Genomic DNA, 17,709 nt, shown 5'->3' with positions numbered 1-17,709 from the left:
GCATGAAAGTCCTGATAGTCGAAGACGAACACAAAGTGGTGGATTACCTGCGCTCGGGGTTGACCGAGCAAGGCTGGGTCGTCGATGTCGCGATGGACGGCGAGGAAGGCACGCATCTCGCCATCGAATACGACTACGACGTGATCGTGCTCGACGTGATGCTGCCAAGACGCGACGGCTTCGCGGTATTGAAGGCGCTGCGCCTCCAGAAGTCGACGCCGGTCATCATGCTGACCGCGCGCGATCACATCAACGATCGTGTGCGCGGCCTGCGCGAAGGCGCGGACGATTACCTCACGAAGCCGTTCTCGTTTCTCGAACTCGTCGAGCGTCTGCATGCGCTCGCCCGCCGCACGCGCGCGCAGGAATCGACATTGATATCGGTCGGCGATCTGTATGTCGATCTGATCGGCCGCCGCGCAACACGCGACGGCGTGCGGCTCGACCTCACCGCGAAGGAATTTCAGTTGCTCTCGGTGCTCGCGCGCCGTCACGGCGACATTCTCTCGAAGACCGCGATCACCGAGCTCGTCTGGGAAGTCGATTTCGAAAGTCACACGAACGTCGTCGAAACGGCGATCAAGCGGCTGCGCGCGAAACTGGACGGACCGTTCCGCACCAAACTGCTTCATACCGTGCGTGGCATGGGCTATGTGCTCGAAGTGCGCGAAGTTCGCGACACGCGCGAAGCAAGGGAAGACGCGAGACCATCATGAACACGCAGTGGATATCGTCGACGCCACGCGAGGCACGCGACGCGCGCGAGCCGCGCACGCAACGCTCCATTTCGCGGCGGCTCGCCGTCATGTTCGCGCTCGTCGCGCTGTTCGTGTTTGCGCTTGTCGGCTCGGGACTCTTTCTCGTGCTGCGCGTGCAACTGGAGCAGCATTTGCGCGACTCGCTCGACAATCGCGCGGAGATTGCGCGGCTCATCGTCACGCATGTATCGACGCCGGAGAAATGGAAGATCGCGAAGGAGAAGCTCGCCGACATCACCCCGCGCGACGGCTCCACGCTCTTTGCCGTGTCCAGCAACGATCCGCGCTATGAATACGGCTCGCCGCCCGCGGGCCGCGTCGTCAAGCGCGTGATGGGCGGTTACGTTCACTTCCGTCCGGAAGATCGCGCCTACGACATGCTGATGACCACGCTCACGATTCCGCCCAACGGGGATCGTCCGCCGCTGCAGCTCTTCGTCGCGATCGATTGCTCGCCGAACGTTCATACGATGCGCGCGTTCGGTCTCGCGCTCGCCGCGCTGATGGCGCTCGCCACGGTCGCGGTCCTGCTGCTGAGTTATTCGGTCGCGCGGCTCGGCCTCGCACCGCTCACGCGCCTCACGCGCGATGCATCGAAGCTGAGTCCGACCAATCGATCGCAACGCCTGAACACGCGCGCGCTGCCGATGGAACTCGAAGATCTCGCGAAGTCCTTCAATGGCGCGCTCGAACGGCTCGATCACGCATATGGCCGCCTCGAATCCTTCAACGCCGATGTCGCGCACGAATTGCGCACGCCGGTCACGATTCTCATCGGTCAGACGGAAGTCGCCTTGACGCGCGATCGTTCGATCGACGAGCTGCGTCACACGCTGCAATCGAATCTCGAGGAGTTCGAACGCGTGCGCGCGATCATCAACGACATGCTGTTTCTCGCGCGCGCCGATCAAGGCGAACGCGCGACGGGACTCGTCGAAGTGTCGCTCGCGGCGGAGGTCAATCGCACACTGGAGTTTCTCGAGATTCCGCTGGAAGAAGCGCGAGTGCGCGCCGTCGCGAACGGCGATGCGCGCGCGTTCGTCAATACGTCGCTATTCGGCCGTGCGCTGTCCAATCTCGTGATGAACGCAATTCAGCATTGCGCGCCCGGCGCGACGATTTCCGTGGCCATCACGCGGGAACATGGGCGCATTCGCATCGCCGTGGCCAATCCCGGCGAATCGATCCAGCCGCATGTGATGGCGCATCTCTTCGACCGCTTCTATCGCGCGGAAAGTTCGCGCACGAATAGCCGCGAGAATCACGGCCTCGGGCTTGCCATCGTGAAGGCGGTGGCCGAGATGCATCGCGGCACCGTGTCGGCGACGAGCGAGAACGGCGTCAACACGTTCTCGTTCTCGGTCGCGCGTTTCGGCACTGAATCGCGACCCGTCGAAGACGTCGCCTTGCCCGTGCCGCCGGTCGTGGAACGGAAGTCCGCCACGACATGAAGCGCGTGCATCACTGACAGAAGTATTCATCCGATGCGGCCATCGGCGCTTCGGCTGTCGCCGGCCTGAAGTGGCTGTACTTGCGATACGTCTTGCCGTTCACCGTCACCGATTCGGCGGCTTCGGTCTCGCCCGTTGCCGACGCGATCGCGCTGCTATGCGCTTCGACGTTGCCATTGCCCCAACTGCTCGCGCGCGCATACGATCCGCCTTTCGACGTATCCGTCTTGTTCGCTTCCGAGATCGTGCTCGTGACGGGATTGCCGAAGCTCTTCGTATCGATCGACGATTGCGGCGGCACGTAGCCCCACTTCGACGTGACCGTGCTCATGTCGATCTGCTGCGGCTTCCAGCCGATCACCTTCGCGCCGATCGCGAGCGGCGACAACTCCACTGCGACGATCTGCGTTCCGCGCCGCGCGACGAGCAGGCACTTGCCGCCCGACGTCTGCAAGGGCACGTAGCCGCTCGAAGGCAAGAGCGCGAGCGCCTGCGCATCGGGCATCGACTGCACGCCGACCGGGTTCGCGGCCCAGATCACGCCGGCGCTTGCATCGGCGCGCGCGCTCATCGGCATCATCGAGACCGTCGCACTCGCCGCGAGCGCGATGGCCGCCATTTTCTTGTGACTCTTCATCGCATGCCTCAGCGGGAAAACGAGGGTTGACTCTCCGGGACCAGTCTTTCAAAAGCCAACCCTTCAAAGGTAGAGACGGCCCGATTGCTCAGGCGCGTCTCTCTCGCTCCATGGCGTCACCCTGCCATTGGACCTGTTGCTTCCTCACTTCACCAGCGAGACTTCGATCTTTTCGCCGATGGGCGTGCTCGCCACTTCGACGCCATTCGTATCAGCCTGATCGTACACGCGAGCGGCGACCGGCGTCGGCTGCGCGACCTGCTTCGCGGGCGCCGGCTGAGCCTGCTTGGCCTCGTTCTGCGTCTTCATGCTGACTTCCGGATTGTTGGCGGCGGTCACCGGCAGGCCGAGGCGCGCACGCACCAGCGGATCGCGATACTTCTCGTCATCCGACAGCACCGCGTCCTCGCCCGATTTCGCGAGCGGCGTGGTCGTGCCCGGGCACAGATGACCCGTCGCCTCGACGGCGCGGCGGTTCGCTTCGCTCTGGCAGAGGAGCGCGAGCGCGACATCGGTCAGGCCCATTGCGCGGAATTCGCGTGCATCGAGGCGGCGTACGCAAGCCTGATCGACGAGCGTCGTGCCGCCGGTCGCGCCGAAGCCGGTGATCGACAGGCCGAAGCTGGCCGAGCCCATGCAGGTGTCGGAGAGCGTCGTGGTGAGCGAGGGTGCGGCGATCGACGGCGTCGTGCGGACCGAGTACGAGCTCTGGTTGTAGTCGACCGTCGTGCGCGTGTCGAAGGCGCTCGTGCCGGGGCCGCTCGTGGCCGCCTTGCCGGTCGCATCGGCGCCGCTTGCATCCGTGCCGGATGTCGTCAGTTGCGGCATCGTCAGCGAGATGTTCACATTCGATGAGCCGCCCTGCGCGGTCGAACGGCCGCCGCTCGCCGTCGCGACGCCGAGGCCGCCGACCGACGACGAATTGGAACTGGTGTTGGCCGTCGAATTCGCCGACGTGCCGATGTTGTTGAGGCTCGATCCGCCGCCCTGGCCGATGCCCGTCGACGTCGAACCCGAAACCGAGCCCGACGAGGAATTGGCGGTGGTGTCGGCGTGGGCGAGTTGCGCGGCGCAAAACAGCACCGCGCATGCCAATTGCAGAGTGGTCTTGTTCATTTTGGTTCTCCGGAAGAAAAGGGGAACGCCACAGCGCATGACGGTCCCGGACGACTTAGAGTATTTTTATGAGTTCGGCAAAGGCGGTATCCCGCAAGCGCACGCTCGTCATGACGCCGCCCCTGCCTTGAGTCGCCGACCAGCTTAGCGCCAGCCGCCGCCCAGCTTGCTCCATGCATTGGCCGCTGCGTCCGCGCCCGAGGTGCCGCCCGCTTGTGCGTTGCCGTGGCCGAAGCCGCTCACCGTCGACGTATTCGTGTGGCTCGTCGTTGCGTTGGTGGCGTTGCCCGTCACGCCGAACTTGTTGCCGGCGATCGATTGCGCATTGCCGTTGGCCGTGCCCGAGTTCGTCGCCGTGAAGCGGCCGAAGCCCGAGACCGAAGCGGACGTCGTGCCGCCCGAGGTCGAGGACGAGCTGGAGTTCGTGGTCGTGGCCATCGCGGCGACGGAGACGAGCGAGAGCAGTGCAGCAGCGATCAGAGTGCGTTTCATGATTTGCATTCCTTATCGAATCGGTAAGATTGGATTTCGTTTTTTGTTGTTCGAACCGGGATCACATCGGTTGCGGGAAAGCGAACCCCGTTGCGGCGAAGTTCGCCGTCCGTCGCCGTGTGCTTAGCGCCAGCCGCCGCCCAGCTTGCTCCAGGCATTCGCGGCAGCGTCGGCGCCCGAGACGCCCGTCGCCGTCGAGCCGCCAAAACCCTTGCCGCCCACCGACGACGTGTTGATGTGGCTCGTCGTCGCGTTGGTCGCGTTGCCCGTCACGCCGTAGCCCTGGCCGGCGATCGACGAAGCGTGGCCGTTGGCGGCGCCCGCGTTGGTTGCGGTGAACGAGCCGAAGCCGAACACGGCTGCGCTGGTCGTGCCGCCCGAGGTCGAGCTCGAGCTGGAGTTCGTGCCCGTTGCGAAGGCAGCGGCGGAAACGAGCGAGAGGACGGCGGCTGCTGCGATCAGTTTGCGTTGCATGGTGAGGTCTCCAAGTGTAGGCGCACAGTCAATTCCAGCTACATCGACGCCGATATGTAGCGGATACAGCAAATATCGTTTCGTTAGTATTCCTATCTCCGACGTCTGATCGAATCTGGCTTCGATGGATCAGCGAGCGTTTGAGAAAGGACGCCCCTTTGGGGCGGCTTGACGAATCAGACTGGGAATGAGGCTCGCACGTCGATCAGAAGTCGTCGTTCGTGCAACAGGTCGATGCTGGCCTGGGATGAGCGGATCGTGGCGCGCTGGCCTTCCGCTTGTTCGAATAGTTTTGCGTTCTTCATCGCAATCCCCGTATTACCTTTTGGTGTTGTTTTCAGGCATCCGTTTGTTTAGTGCCTGTGTTTTGAGGTGACTGTACGGAAGATGAACCGGCGAATGCGTTGGCAATCCAACACACCATTTCACGTGGTAATAAATCGTAAGGAGTTTGGTTGGCGAGCGCTCATTCGAGCATACCAATAGCCCGGAAACGCCCTGTTTCCGAGGGTTTGTCCGGAGATCTCCGCAGGAATCGGAAGGCTTGAAAACGCGAAACGCGGGCGACATGCGCCCGCGTTCGTTCGTTAGACCACGGACGAATCAGACCGTGGAGAGACGCGCCATTTCCGTCTCAACGATGAGCTTCTTCAACTCCGGCACGCACGATCCGCAGTTGCCGCCCGCCTTCACGCACGAGGTGATTTCGGCGGCTGTCTTCAATCCCTTGTCGCGGATCGCGTTGCAGATCGTATTGCGTCCGACGCCGAAGCACGAGCACACGGTCGGCCCGGTGTCCTCGCCCTTGCCTATCGGCTGACCGAGCAGGAGGCTCGCGCGGTCCTCGTCGTCGAGGCGTCCCTTTTCGAACAGCGTCGCGAGCCACGCACGCGCGGGCAGATCGGGCCGCTCGGAGATGAACACGCAACTCTCGATACGCTCATTGACCACATGCGCCGCGCGATACACGCCCGCGCTCTTGTCTTCGTATTCGATCCAGTCAGCGTGCTCATCGTCGATATGAAAGAGCGCACGCGCCCAATCGTGATGATCGCCATGGGATGCATCGAAACGATTACGGCCCGCCATTTCATAGCGGACGAAGCCCGTGCCATGCACGCGCGTCCAGTGCGTGACCATGTCGAGGTCCGGCGCGGCGCGAGAGAGCGAAAAGCCGTGCCATGTCACGTGAAACTTCTCGATTGCGACAGGCGTGTGCTTGAACTCCGGTTCGCCCGAAACCGGATCGACGACGGGATTCACCACCGCACCGACGCGCGCGTCGGAGGCGGTCTGATCGTTCCAGTGGATCGGCACGAACACGCTGCCGCGCGGCATGCCACCGCCATGCTGCACGCGCGCGATCATCGAGCCCCAGCGACTCGACACGCGCGCGAGTTCGCCTTCGCGCACGCCGCATGCGAGCGCGTCTTGCGGATGCATGTCGATGAACGATTCGCTGATATGGCCCGCGAGTTTCGAGGAGCGGCCCGTTCGCGTCATCGTGTGCCATTGGTCGCGCACGCGCCCGGTGTTGAGCACGAGCGGATAGTCGGCATCGGGCGCATTCACGGGCGCGCGTGCAACGGTTGCTACGAAGCGCGCACGGCCATCTGCATGACTGAAGCGGTGATCTTCGAAGAGCCGCTCCGTTCCTCCCTCTGCCGATTCGCGCAACGGCCATTGTGTCGGCTGCAGCGCATCGTATTGCGCGCGATCGAGCCCGGCCAGTCCACCGATATGAAACGCGCGATGCACGCCCGCCGACGCATCGTTGCGATACGCGCTCAACCGTGCGTGCTCGTCGAAAATCTCATGCGGACCCGCAAAATCGAAGCCTTCGAAGCCCATGCGCCGCGCGACATCGCAGATGATGCGCCAGTCCGCGCGCGCCTTGCCCGGCGTCGGAATGAACGCGCGTTGACGCGAGATGCGCCGCTCCGAGTTCGTCACGGTGCCATCCTTCTCGCCCCAGCCGAGCGCGGGCAGCAGCACATCGGCGAACGCGTTCGTATCCGTCTTTTCGATGATGTCCGATGCAACCACGAGCTCGCACTTCTCGAGCGCGCGCTTCACGCGATCGCCATCGGGCAGGCTGACGACAGGATTGGTGCCCATCACCCATACGGCTTTCACGCGGCCCGCTTCGATTGCATCGAACAACTCGACGGCCTTCAATCCGGCGCGCTCTGCAATCGCAGGCGAATTCCAGAACGTCCGCACCATCTCGCCATGCAGCGGATCGCCGAACTCGAGATGCGCGGCAAGCGTATTCGCGAGGCCGCCGACTTCGCGTCCGCCCATCGCGTTGGGCTGGCCGGTGAACGAGAACGGTCCCATGCCAGGCTTGCCGATTCGCCCCGTCAGCAGATGGCAATTGATGATGCAGTTGACCTTGTCCGTGCCGGCGCTCGACTGATTCACGCCTTGCGAATAGACCGTCACCACGCGCTCCGTGCGTGCGAAAAGACGATAAAACTCCATCAGATCGTGTTGATCGAGCTTGCAGTCTTTCGCGGTTTGCGCGAGATCCGAAGAACCCGCCGCTGCGAGCGCGTCGTCGGAACCGCTGGTATGTGCATCGACGAAAGCCGCATCGATTGCGCCGTGCTCCGCGAGGAACGCGAGCAGGCCGTTGAACAGCGCCACATCGCTGCCAGGCTTGAGCGGCAGATGCAGATCGGCCATTTCGCAAGTCGCGGTATAGCGCGGATCGATGACGACGATCTTCATCTCCGGTCGCTTCTCCTTCATCTTCACGATGCGCTGAAAGAGAATCGGATGACACCATGCCGTGTTCGATCCCACGAGCACGACGAGGTCCGCGAGTTCGAGGTCCTCATAACTCATCGGCACGAGGTCTTCGCCGAACGCGCGCTTGTGTCCCGCCACCGACGACGACATGCACAGCCGCGAGTTCGTATCGATGTTTGCGCTGCCGATGTAGCCCTTCATCAGCTTGTTGGCGACGTAGTAGTCCTCGGTGAGCAACTGACCCGATACATAGAACGCGACCGCGTCGGGACCATGCTCCGCGATGATGCGCGAAAAGCCGCTCGCAACCGTGCCGATGGCATCGGCCCACGATGCATCGGTAAGCGCGCCGCTGCGGCGGTCGCGCAGTTTCGGATTGAGCAGACGCCCTTCGAGTCCAATCGTTTCGCCGAGCGCCGAGCCCTTCACGCACAGACGGCCGAAGTTCGATGGATGCGTTTCATCGCCGGCGATCGACACTTCGGTCGCGCTCTTCGGCGATGCGTTCACACCGCAGCCGACGCCGCAATACGGGCAAGTCGTTTTAACAGAAGCCGTTTGAATGGGGATGATGGACATGCTCACGTTTCTCTATCCTTGGCCGTATTCAGGCTTCACAAAGCGTCTTGCCGAAAAGAAGCTTGCCGCGCAGATGCGATACGTCCGCGCGGCTCTGAATCAGATCGAAATACCAGCCGCCGTCCTTCACGTCGCCGTACAGCACCGCGCCGATCACGCGTCCCGCCTGCAGCACGACACGCTTGTACACGCCGCGGCGCGGATCGCGCAGCACGAGATCCTCGCTGTCCTCGCCGCCGATGAAATCGCCCGCCGAATACAGATCGACGCCCGTCACCTTGAGCTTCGTCGCCGTCGCGCGCTGCACGTAACGGCGATGCCCCGCGCCCGCGAGATGCGCGCCCGCCACGCGCGCCTGATCCCAGATCGGCGCGACGAGACCGAAGGTCGCCGAGCGATGCTGCACGCATTCGCCCACCGCATACACGCGCGGATCGAAAGTCTGCAGCGTGTCGTCGACGACGATGGCGCGCTCGCAGTGCAGCCCCGCCTCTTTCGCGAGCGCGATGTTGGGCCGCACGCCCGCCGTCATCACGACGAGATCAGCGTCGATCTGCGTGCCGTCCGCGAAACGCACGGCGCGCACGCGGTCGTCGCCGACGATCTCCGTGGTCTGCGCGGCCATCGCGAAGTTGAGGCCTTTCGCTTCGAGCGAACGCTTGAGCAACGCGGACGCGGTAGCGTCGAGCTGACGATCCATCAGGCTGCCGCTCGCGTGCACGACCGTTACCGACATGCCCTGCCGCTGCAAGCCGTTGGCCGCTTCGAGCCCGAGCAGACCGCCGCCGATGATCACCGCGTGCCGATGATCGCGTGCCGCTTCGATCATCGTTTCGACATCCTGAATGTCGCGAAATGCGATCACACCGGAAAGCTCGCAACCCGGCACCGGAATGATGAATGGCTTCGAGCCGGTCGCGATCAGCAGACGGTCGTAGTGCGCTTCCACGCCCTTCTCCGAACGCACGACGCGCCGCGCACGATCGATTTCGATCACGGCATCGCCCGCATGCAGCGTGATGCCGTTCGCGTCGTACCATTCGCGCGTGTTGAGAATGATGTCGTCGACGCTCTTCTCGCCCGCGAGCACCGGCGACAACAGAATGCGGTTGTAGTTGCCGTACGGCTCGGCGCCGAATACGGTGATGTCGTACAGCTCGGGCGCGATCTTCAGCAGTTCTTCGACCGTACGCATACCGGCCATGCCGTTGCCGATCACCACGAGCCGCTGGCGCGATGCGGCGTGCTTCAACGCCGCCATGCCCGCAACCGCATATTCGGTCTTCATGCCGCGACCCACACCTTGCCGCCCGCGACCTTCACGCGATACGCGCTCACCGAAAGCTCCGGCGCTTCCAGGCATTCGCCCGTGCGCAGATCGAAGTGCTGCTTGTAGATCGGCGATGCAACGACGATACGCTCGCCCAGACTTCCCACGATGCCGCGCGAGAGCACCGCGGCTTGCGAATGGGGGTCGTAGTTGTCGATCGCGTACACGGCTGCCTCTTCGCCCGCGACATGAAACACCGCGACTTGCGTGCCCTTCACGAGCGCGCACACGCCCGTATCCGGCACGATATCGTCGAGTTCACAAACGGCGGTCCAGTCCTGTTCGATACGGTCGTTCATGATGTTTTTCCTCACGCGTTAAACGGTTTCGGCAAGCTTCGACTTGCGCTCTTCGAGCGTGGCGGGGCGAATCTGGCCGCGCTCTTCCACGAAGGTCACGTTCGCATCGCCCTGTTCGCTGTTGACGAAGTGACGGAAGCGCTTGCGCGTATGCGGATCGGTGACGGCCTTCTTCCATTCGTCCTCGTAGGTATCGACGACGAGTTGCATCTCCGCTTCGAGCTCGGCGGCGATGTCGAGCTTGTCGTTGATGACGACGTCGATCAGATACTCGAGTCCGCCTTCGAGGTTGTCGCGCCATACGCTCGTGCGTTGCAGGCGATCCGCCGTACGCACGTAGAACATCAGGAAGCGGTCGATGTACCGCACGAGCGTGTCGTGATCGAGATCGGACGCAATAAGCTCGGCGTGACGCGGCTTCATGCCGCCGTTGCCACATACGTAGAGATTCCAGCCCTTCTCCGTCGCGATCACGCCGACGTCCTTGCCTTGCGCTTCGGCGCACTCGCGCGTGCAGCCCGACACGCCGAACTTGATCTTGTGCGGCGTGCGCAGACCCTTGTAGCGATTCTCCAGTTCGATCGCGAGTCCGACCGAATCGCCGACGCCATAACGGCACCACGTCGAGCCGACGCACGACTTCACGGTGCGCAGGGCCTTGCCATACGCATGACCCGATTCGAAGCCCGCCGCGATGAGCTCTTCCCAGATGAACGGCAATTGCTCTACGCGCGCGCCGAACATGTCGACACGCTGGCCGCCCGTAATCTTCGTATAGAGGCCGTACTTCTTCGCGACCTGGCCGACCGCGATCAAGCCATCGGGCGTCACTTCGCCGCCCGGCATGCGCGGCACGACGCTGTACGTGCCATCGCGCTGGATGTTCGCGAGGTAGTAATCGTTCGAATCCTGCAGGCTCGCGTGCTCTTTCTTCAGCACGAACTCGTTCCAGCACGAAGCAAGAATGCTCGCGACGGCAGGCTTGCAGATATCGCAGCCGCGTCCCTTGCCGTGCTTCGCGAGCAGCGTGCCGAACGTGCGATGTCCTTCCACGCGCGCGATGTGATAAAGCTCCTGACGCGAATACGGGAAGTGCTCGCACAGATGATTGTTCACCGCGAGACCCTGCCGCTTCATCTCCGACTTCATCACTTGCGTGACGAGCGGCACGCAGCCGCCGCACGATGCGCCCGCCTTGCACGACGACTTGATCGCGCCAATGCTCGTTGCGCCCGCGCAGACAGCCGCGCAGATTTCAGCCTTGCTTACGTTGTTGCACGAACAGATCTGCGCCGCATCGGGCAAGGCTTCGACGCCGAGCGCGGGCTTCGCTTTTCCATCGCTCGACGGCAGGATCAGGAATTCGGGCGCTTCGGGCAACTCGATCTTGTTCAACATCATCTGCAGCAGCGTGCCGTATTCCGCTGCATCGCCGACCATCACGCCGCCGAGAAGAAACTTGCCGCAGTCGGACACGACGATCTTCTTGTAGACCTGCTTGCGCTCGTCGCTGTACTGATACGTCCGGCTGCCGGGCGTCTTGCCGTGTGCATCGCCGATGCTCGCCACATCGACGCCCATCAGCTTGAGTTTGGTGCTCATGTCCGCGCCCGCGAACGCCGCTTCCTCGCCGATGATCTGCTTCGCGACGATGCGCGCCATGTCGTAACCCGGCGCGACGAGGCCGAACAACTGGCCCTTCCACAACGCACATTCGCCGATGGCATAGATCGCTTCGTCGCTCGTGCGGCAGGCGTCGTCGATCACGATGCCGCCGCGCGCGCCGATGTCGAGACCCGCTGCACGCGCGATGTCGTCGCGCGGACGAATGCCTGCCGAGAACACGATCATGTCGGTGTCGAGATGCGTCTCATCGGCGAAATTCATGCGGTTGGCCGCGCCTTCGCCATCGACGATCGCAAGCGTGTTCTTACCCGTATGAACCGTGACGCCGAGTTCCTCGATCTTCGCGCGCAGCACGCGTCCGCCGCCGTCATCGACCTGCACGGCCATCAGGCGCGGCGCGAATTCGATCACATGCGTTTCGAGTCCCATGTCGCGCAGCGCCTTCGCTGCTTCGAGACCGAGCAGACCGCCGCCGACGACCGTGCCCGTCTTCGAGCGCGCGCCGCATGCCTGCATCGCTTCGAGATCTTCGATCGTGCGATACACGAAGCAGCCGTCGCGATCACGGCCTTCGATGGGCGGCACGAACGGATAGGAGCCGGTCGCGAGCACGAGCTTGTCGTACGCGAGCACTTCGCCCGTCGAAGCCGTCACCGTGCGCGCCGCGCGATCGATCGACACCGCGCGCGCATTCAGTTTCAGCGTATAACCCGAACGTTCGAAGAAGCCCTCTTCGACGAGCGAGAGATCATCCGCGCTCTTGCCCGTGAAGAATTCGGTCAGATGCACGCGGTCGTACGCGGCGCGCGGTTCTTCGCACAGGACCGTCACGTCGAGCGCTTCGTTGCCGCTCTCGGCGAGACATTCGAGGAACTTGTGGCCGACCATGCCGTGGCCGATGACGACGATTTTCATGACGGGGCCTTCTCAGTTTGCAATGACGTTATTGGCTGCGAGCGCGCTTTCGCGCAGTGCCGCTTCGCGTGCCTTGTGTTCGGGGGAGAAGCGCACGGCGAGCGCGCAGAGCGCCGTCGTCGCGACGATCACGCCGAGCATCGAGAGCGTGGCTTGCGCGTTGCCGAGGCCTTTCATCAGGAAGCCCGCTGCGACCGCGCCGACGTTGCCGCCGGCGCCGATCACGCCAGCCACGCCGCCGAGCGCCTTGCGATCGATGAACGGCACGAGCGCGTAAGTCGCGCCGCATGCCATGTGCGTGAAGAGGCCGAACGCAAGCATCGCGACGATGGCGAGCACGACGCTCGGCGCATGCGCGAACGCATAGAGGCCGATGCCTTCGCCCGCGATCAGCGCGAACAACAAGGTCGCGCGGATATCGAGGCCTTTCTTCGCGGCGGCTTTATCGGAGAGCCAGCCGCCGAGCGCGCGGGCGAAGAGCGCGAGCAGACCGAAGCTGCCCGCCGCCATGCCGGCTTGCGCGAGCGAGAGGCCGAAGTGATCGACGTAATAGATCGCCGCCATGTTGTGGATGAACACTTCGACGCCGAAGCACGCGCCGTACGTGACGAAGAGCATCCACACGCGATAGTTCGAGCACGCGGTCAGGAAGCTCTGCCAGCCGCCCTTCTTGCCGCCGTCGATCGCGACGCCGGCACGGCGCAGCGCGACGAAGTCGCCTTGCGGGCAATCCTGCGTATAGCGCCAGTAGAAGAAGGCCATCACCGGCATCGCGATGCCCGGCACGATCAAAGCGACGCGCCATGCCGATGCTTCGCCCACGCCGAGCGCGATCGCTGCCGCGACGAGAAGCGGAATGATCGCCTGCGCCGCGCCCGCGCCCGCGTTGCCCCAGCCGGCAGTCGTTGCGTTCGCGGTGCCGACCACGTTCGGCGCGAACATCACCGACGTGTGGTACTGCGTGATGACGAAGCTCGCGCCGATTGCGCCGATCGCGAGACGGCACCACAGGAAGCTGTCGTAGCCCGTAGAGAGCGCCGCGCCGATGACAGGCACCGAACCCGCGAGCAGCAGCGCGCCATACACGCGGCGCGGGCCGAAGCGATCGCACATCGGTCCGACGACGAGGCGCACCAGAATCGTCACGGCGACGGCCGCGATATTGATGTTCGCAACTTGATCCGCCGTGAGTCCGTATTCGCGCTTGATGAGCGGCATCAGCGGCGCGCAGGCGAACCACGCGAAGAAGCATACGAAGAAGGCCATCCACGTGAGATGGAAGGCGCGCATCGGCGCGCTGCGCATGCTGAAGAGATCGATCCGGGTGGCTTTGTCCATCGTCTTTCCGCAAAAAAAGAAAGGCGTCCCGCGCATGGGCCGGGAAGCCGATGCGGGGGACGCCGTTGTCCGATGCCCGCATGTTTTTCACTTGCCGGGCGCTGTATTCAGGACGGATCGCCGTTGATCCGATGGCGAGACATAAGGCAAGGCCTATGCCATGCGCGCCGCATCGACTTCAGACGCTTGTCGCGCAAGGCTTTGCGCGTTATATGCACGGACTGCGCGCATCAGCTTCACGTCATGTTTCGATGCAGGCGGGCACAGGGATGGTGCGACGCAGCACTGATGCCGTGCGAACGTGCAAGCGATCGCTTCGTACGCTCCTCACTTTGTACTGCACGGTTAACGCACGCATTCACATCGAGCAAGCGCCCATGCGCCCTCGCGGTGCCGCCCGCGCACAACGACAGTGCGGATAACGTGCTCGAAGCCTTATCCGACCAATGGCCCGCTTATTGCATTGTCGAAAGCGCTGCGAGCAACGGCGTTCGCGGCGCCCCGATACATGAAAGCAAGGACAAAGGCGTCCCCATCGTGCAGCGACACGAGCGGACGCTATCTGCGTTTGCCGCGCCGATGCCTCACATACGAAGCACGCAGACTCAGGAAGCAACGATGAGCACCATCAAAGGCAAAGTCACTCTGTTGAGCGCGGGCCCCGGCGATCTGGACTTGCTGACCTTGCGCGCCGCGAAGGCGCTCGCCGCCGCCGACGTCCTTCTCGTCGACGATCTCGCCAACGCCGACATCGTCACGCTTGCGCCGAACGCGCGCGTGATTCGCGTCGGCAAGCGCGGCGGATGCAAGTCCACGCCGCAAGCCTTCATTCAGCGCCTCATGCAGCGATACGCGAAGAAAGGACTGCATGTGGTGCGCGTGAAAGGCGGCGACGCGTTGCTCTTCGGACGCGCGGGCGAAGAGATCGCCGCATTGCGCGAGGCGGATATTCCGGTCGATATCGTCAATGGCGTGTCATCGGGATTCGCGGCGGCGGCTGGACTCGGCATCTCGCTCACGCATCGCGATCATTGTCAGGGCGTGACGTTCGTCACCGCGCACATGCAGGATCACAGTCAGCCGGATTGGGCCGCGCTCGCCGCAACGGGCACCACGCTCGCGATCTATATGGGCATGAGCCGCATCGCGAGTCTGACGGCATCGTTGCTCGATACGTTGCCCGCGAGCACGCCTGCGGCCGTCGTGCAGCACGCGGGATCGTCGCAGGAAAAGCGGCTCGTGACGACGCTCGATCGTCTTGCCGATGATGCCAACGCTGCCGGCCTCGGCAGTCCGGCGGTGATTCTGATCGGCGGTGCGATCGGCGAAGCGGCGGAATTCGCGGCGCATATGCAGAGCGCCAAAGGCTTCGCTCATGCCGCGTAAAGCGGGTTCTCAAAGCGCGGACGGCGCGTTAAAGTCTCAAGCGTCCCTCGCATGACCGCTTCCGCTTCCCGCATGCTTCGCGTTCTTCTCGTCACCGACACCGACAAGCCCATAGGCGATTTGCGCGAGCAACTCGCGCGCATGGGCTATGACATGCTCGCCGAAGCGGCCGCGCCTTCGGCGCTGCACAAGGCCGTCGAGAGCCAGAAGCCCGATGTCGTCATCATCGATACCGAGTCGCCCTCGCGCGACACGCTCGAACAGCTCGCGGTGATGAACAAGGCCGCGCCGCGTCCCGTGCTGATGTTCAGCAACGACGCGGATCAGCAGTTCATTCGCGCGGCAGTGGGCGCGGGCGTCACCGCGTATTCCGTCGAAGGACTCGCGCCCGAGCGTCTCGCGCCGATCATCGAAGTCGCGCTCGCGCGTTTCGCGCATGAAGCGCAGTTGCGTCAGCGGCTCGCGAAGGTCGAGGACGAACTGGAGCAGCGCAAGGTCATCGACCGCGCGAAACGTCTTCTGATGGACAGGCGCGGCATGTCCGAAAACGAAGCCTATGCGGCGCTTCGCAAGCGCGCGATGGATCAGGGCGTGAAGGTCGCCGAGATCGCGCGCCAATTGCTTTCGATGGCCGATCTGCTCTAGCTTTATCGACATCTCATGAACATCACTTCCTCCCAACCCGAACGCACGCATCTGCGGCTCGGCTTCGTCGCCCTTTCCGATGCCGCGCCGCTCGCCGTCGCCGCGTTGCGCGATCTCGGCGCGCGTCATGGCATCTCGATCGAGCTGTGCCGTCAGCCGTCGTGGGCGGCCGTGCGCGACAAGCTGCTGTCCGGCGAGATCGACGCGGCGCACGCGCTCTATGGCCTCGTGTACGGCGTGCAACTGGGTATCGGCGGGCCGCAGGCGGACATGGCCGTGCTGATGGTCCTCAATCGCAACGGTCAGGGGATCACGCTGTCGCGTCCGTTGGCCGATGCGATCCGGAACGGCGCCAGCGTGAAGGAAGCGTTGCATTCGCTCGGGCGGCCGCCGGTCATCGCGCAGACTTTTCCGACCGGCACGCACGCGATGTGGCTGTATTACTGGCTCGCGGCGCACGGCGTGCATCCGTTGCGCGATGTGCAGAGCATCGTGATTCCGCCGCCGCGCATGGCCGATGCGCTCGTCGAGGGCGCGCTCGACGGCTTCTGCGCGGGCGAGCCGTGGCACGCCGTCGCCGAGGCGCGCGACGCGGGCAGGACGGTCGCGTACACGAGCGAGATCTGGCCGGATCATCCGGAGAAGGTGCTCGCGTGCCGGCGCGATTTCGCGGCGCTCTATCCCGCGACGGCGCGCGCGCTCGTTCGCACGATGCTCGATGCGTGCGCCTGGCTCGATACGCGGGCGCATCGCGAGGAGATCGCCGAGGCGCTGTCGTCGTCCGCGCTGCTCGGCGTGCCGCGCGCGCTGATCGAGCCGCGCCTCGCCACATCCGATGGCGGCGATGCGCGCGCGCTGCCCGTGCGTTTCTTCGATGAAGGCGCGGTGAACTATCCGCGCGTATCGGACGGCGTCTGGTTCATTACGCAATACCGGCGCTGGGGCATGCTCGGCGCCGATATCGACGATGCGGCCATCGCGGCGAGCGTGAATCAGACCGCGCTTTATCGGGAGGCGGCGCAGGCGGCGGGCATTGCGATTCCCGGTGAACGGCGCGCGGCGACGTTCTGCGATGGCCGCGTCTGGGACGGCGGCGATGCGGCGGCGTATCTCGCGGGGTTCGAAATACGCGCGTAGAAAAGCGCCTACCATGGAATTTCCAGCGCGCACCGGAGATCCGCCATGGAACTGCTCGCCATCGCCATCGACAAGCCCGAGGACACCAACTTCATCCTCGGTCAGTCGCATTTCATCAAGACGGTCGAGGATCTGCACGAGGCGCTCGTCGGCGCGGTGCCCGGCATCCGCTTCGGACTCGCGTTCTGCGAGGCGTCGGGCAAGCGGCTCGTACGCACGTCGGGCACGGACGAGCATGGCGTCGAGCTGGCCGCGCGCAACGCGCAGAACATCGGCGCGGGACACAGCTTCATCGTCGTGCTCGGCGACGGCTTCTTTCCCGTCAACGTGCTCAATACCGTGAAGGCGGTGCCGGAGGTGTGCCGTATCTTCTGCGCGACCGCCAATCCGACGCAGGTGCTTGTCGCGCAGACGGATCAGGGACGCGGGATCGTCGGCGTGGTGGACGGGTTCCCGCCGCTTGGCGTCGAAAGCGAAGACGACGTGAAGTGGCGCCACGACCTGCTGCGCAAGATCGGCTACAAGGCCTGAAGCGCGCCGCGAAGCCTGCCGCGCCTTGACTTGACGGCGCAAATCGCGAGAATGAGGCCCGCCGCCGCGCGCCCATCCGGAGCGATTTTCCCGGCCGGGGCGCGACATCATGGAAAATATCGGGATACGGTATAAAGGCCGTTGGCGTTTTTCGTGCCTTTTCTGAAAAGCCGCACGGGCAGACATTCCCGGCATCACCCCGCCGATACGGCACCGAACACCGGCCACCCGCGCCGCCCGA

The 17,709-nt window shown here is 63.9% G+C and carries 15 protein-coding genes; 6 read left to right on the top strand and 9 right to left on the bottom strand.

Annotated features, from left to right (window positions below):
- Nucleotides 1-2 precede the first annotated feature (2 nt).
- Together QCE49_RS27690 and QCE49_RS27685 are read left to right on the top strand one after the other, a co-directional pair.
- On the top strand, nucleotides 3-716 hold the full coding sequence (locus QCE49_RS27690) for a heavy metal response regulator transcription factor (protein ID WP_008353587.1): 714 nt from the start codon (nucleotides 3-5) through the stop codon (nucleotides 714-716).
- Nucleotides 713-2,209 (top strand): heavy metal sensor histidine kinase, encoded by a 1,497-nt coding sequence (locus QCE49_RS27685; RefSeq protein WP_008353588.1) that lies wholly within the window; start codon nucleotides 713-715, stop codon nucleotides 2,207-2,209. The genes QCE49_RS27690 and QCE49_RS27685 overlap by 4 nt, the downstream gene beginning before the upstream one ends.
- 10 nt (nucleotides 2,210-2,219) lie before the next feature.
- On the opposite strand, the gene QCE49_RS27680 is transcribed toward QCE49_RS27685, so the two are convergent.
- From QCE49_RS27680 to QCE49_RS27640, 9 genes are all read right to left on the bottom strand, one after another.
- A complete protein-coding gene (locus tag QCE49_RS27680) occupies nucleotides 2,220-2,846 on the bottom strand; it encodes a hypothetical protein (RefSeq protein ID WP_175979219.1) in 627 nt (208 codons plus the stop codon).
- 144 nt (nucleotides 2,847-2,990) lie between these two features.
- On the bottom strand, nucleotides 2,991-3,962 hold the full coding sequence (locus QCE49_RS27675; protein ID WP_008353590.1) for a hypothetical protein: 972 nt from the start codon (nucleotides 3,960-3,962) through the stop codon (nucleotides 2,991-2,993).
- Nucleotides 3,963-4,106: 144 nt separating this feature from the next.
- Nucleotides 4,107-4,454 carry a hypothetical protein gene (locus tag QCE49_RS27670; protein WP_008353591.1) on the bottom strand — a complete coding sequence of 116 codons (348 nt, stop codon included), beginning with the start codon at nucleotides 4,452-4,454 and terminating at the stop codon, nucleotides 4,107-4,109.
- A gap of 123 nt (nucleotides 4,455-4,577) precedes the next feature.
- Nucleotides 4,578-4,928 (bottom strand): hypothetical protein, encoded by a 351-nt coding sequence (locus tag QCE49_RS27665; protein ID WP_175979217.1) that lies wholly within the window; start codon nucleotides 4,926-4,928, stop codon nucleotides 4,578-4,580.
- Nucleotides 4,929-5,531: 603 nt separating this feature from the next.
- Nucleotides 5,532-8,261 (bottom strand): nitrate reductase, encoded by a 2,730-nt coding sequence (locus tag QCE49_RS27660; protein WP_250459861.1) that lies wholly within the window; start codon nucleotides 8,259-8,261, stop codon nucleotides 5,532-5,534.
- Between the two features lie 28 nt (nucleotides 8,262-8,289).
- On the bottom strand, nucleotides 8,290-9,549 hold the full coding sequence (locus QCE49_RS27655) for an NAD(P)/FAD-dependent oxidoreductase (RefSeq protein ID WP_175979215.1): 1,260 nt from the start codon (nucleotides 9,547-9,549) through the stop codon (nucleotides 8,290-8,292).
- Nucleotides 9,546-9,890 (bottom strand): nitrite reductase small subunit NirD, encoded by a 345-nt coding sequence (gene nirD, locus QCE49_RS27650; protein ID WP_008353596.1) that lies wholly within the window; start codon nucleotides 9,888-9,890, stop codon nucleotides 9,546-9,548. Before nirD ends, QCE49_RS27655 begins: the two co-directional genes overlap by 4 nt.
- Nucleotides 9,891-9,908: 18 nt before the next feature.
- Nucleotides 9,909-12,431 carry a nitrite reductase large subunit NirB gene (gene nirB / locus QCE49_RS27645; RefSeq protein ID WP_250459863.1) on the bottom strand — a complete coding sequence of 841 codons (2,523 nt, stop codon included), beginning with the start codon at nucleotides 12,429-12,431 and terminating at the stop codon, nucleotides 9,909-9,911.
- A 12-nt stretch (nucleotides 12,432-12,443) separates the two neighbouring features.
- The gene (locus QCE49_RS27640; RefSeq protein WP_008353599.1) at nucleotides 12,444-13,769 is read right to left on the bottom strand and encodes an MFS transporter; all 1,326 of its coding nucleotides are present in this window, start codon (nucleotides 13,767-13,769) and stop codon (nucleotides 12,444-12,446) included.
- Between the two features lie 618 nt (nucleotides 13,770-14,387).
- Here QCE49_RS27640 and cobA point away from each other — a divergent pair.
- From cobA to QCE49_RS27620, 4 genes are all read left to right on the top strand, one after another.
- Entirely contained in the window at nucleotides 14,388-15,155 is a 768-nt protein-coding gene (cobA, locus tag QCE49_RS27635; protein ID WP_250459865.1) for a uroporphyrinogen-III C-methyltransferase, read from the top strand.
- Nucleotides 15,156-15,227: 72 nt separating this feature from the next.
- Nucleotides 15,228-15,800: an ANTAR domain-containing response regulator gene (locus QCE49_RS27630; protein WP_034471835.1), complete on the top strand. Its 573-nt coding sequence runs from the start codon at nucleotides 15,228-15,230 to the stop codon at nucleotides 15,798-15,800.
- Between the two features lie 15 nt (nucleotides 15,801-15,815).
- Nucleotides 15,816-16,937 carry a CmpA/NrtA family ABC transporter substrate-binding protein gene (locus QCE49_RS27625; protein ID WP_250459867.1) on the top strand — a complete coding sequence of 374 codons (1,122 nt, stop codon included), beginning with the start codon at nucleotides 15,816-15,818 and terminating at the stop codon, nucleotides 16,935-16,937.
- Nucleotides 16,938-16,982: 45 nt separating this feature from the next.
- A complete protein-coding gene (locus tag QCE49_RS27620) occupies nucleotides 16,983-17,468 on the top strand; it encodes an adenosine-specific kinase (RefSeq protein WP_175979211.1) in 486 nt (161 codons plus the stop codon).
- Nucleotides 17,469-17,709 lie beyond the last annotated feature (241 nt).

The sequence above is a fragment of the Caballeronia sp. LZ008 genome (assembly GCF_031451435.1).
Classification (GTDB): Bacteria; Pseudomonadota; Gammaproteobacteria; order Burkholderiales; family Burkholderiaceae; genus Caballeronia; species Caballeronia zhejiangensis.
Note: the sequence above shows the minus strand (reverse complement) of the source record. Positions and strands in the feature narration are given on the sequence as shown.

Bases quoted from the DNA above. Each gene is read 5' to 3' on its own strand.
- QCE49_RS27680 (WP_175979219.1), bottom strand. From the start codon at position 2,846: ATGAAGAGTCACAAGAAAATGGCGGCCATCGCGCTCGCGGCGAGTGCG.
- QCE49_RS27690 (WP_008353587.1), top strand. From the start codon at position 3: ATGAAAGTCCTGATAGTCGAAGACGAACACAAAGTGGTGGATTACCTG.
- QCE49_RS27655 (WP_175979215.1), bottom strand. From the start codon at position 9,549: ATGAAGACCGAATATGCGGTTGCGGGCATGGCGGCGTTGAAGCACGCC.
- nirB (WP_250459863.1), bottom strand. From the start codon at position 12,431: ATGAAAATCGTCGTCATCGGCCACGGCATGGTCGGCCACAAGTTCCTC.
- QCE49_RS27685 (WP_008353588.1), top strand. From the start codon at position 713: ATGAACACGCAGTGGATATCGTCGACGCCACGCGAGGCACGCGACGCG.
- cobA (WP_250459865.1), top strand. From the start codon at position 14,388: ATGAGCACCATCAAAGGCAAAGTCACTCTGTTGAGCGCGGGCCCCGGC.
- QCE49_RS27640 (WP_008353599.1), bottom strand. From the start codon at position 13,769: ATGGACAAAGCCACCCGGATCGATCTCTTCAGCATGCGCAGCGCGCCG.
- QCE49_RS27665 (WP_175979217.1), bottom strand. From the start codon at position 4,928: ATGCAACGCAAACTGATCGCAGCAGCCGCCGTCCTCTCGCTCGTTTCC.
- QCE49_RS27630 (WP_034471835.1), top strand. From the start codon at position 15,228: ATGCTTCGCGTTCTTCTCGTCACCGACACCGACAAGCCCATAGGCGAT.
- QCE49_RS27675 (WP_008353590.1), bottom strand. From the start codon at position 3,962: ATGAACAAGACCACTCTGCAATTGGCATGCGCGGTGCTGTTTTGCGCC.
- QCE49_RS27620 (WP_175979211.1), top strand. From the start codon at position 16,983: ATGGAACTGCTCGCCATCGCCATCGACAAGCCCGAGGACACCAACTTC.
- nirD (WP_008353596.1), bottom strand. From the start codon at position 9,890: ATGAACGACCGTATCGAACAGGACTGGACCGCCGTTTGTGAACTCGAC.
- QCE49_RS27660 (WP_250459861.1), bottom strand. From the start codon at position 8,261: ATGTCCATCATCCCCATTCAAACGGCTTCTGTTAAAACGACTTGCCCG.
- QCE49_RS27625 (WP_250459867.1), top strand. From the start codon at position 15,816: ATGAACATCACTTCCTCCCAACCCGAACGCACGCATCTGCGGCTCGGC.
- QCE49_RS27670 (WP_008353591.1), bottom strand. From the start codon at position 4,454: ATGAAACGCACTCTGATCGCTGCTGCACTGCTCTCGCTCGTCTCCGTC.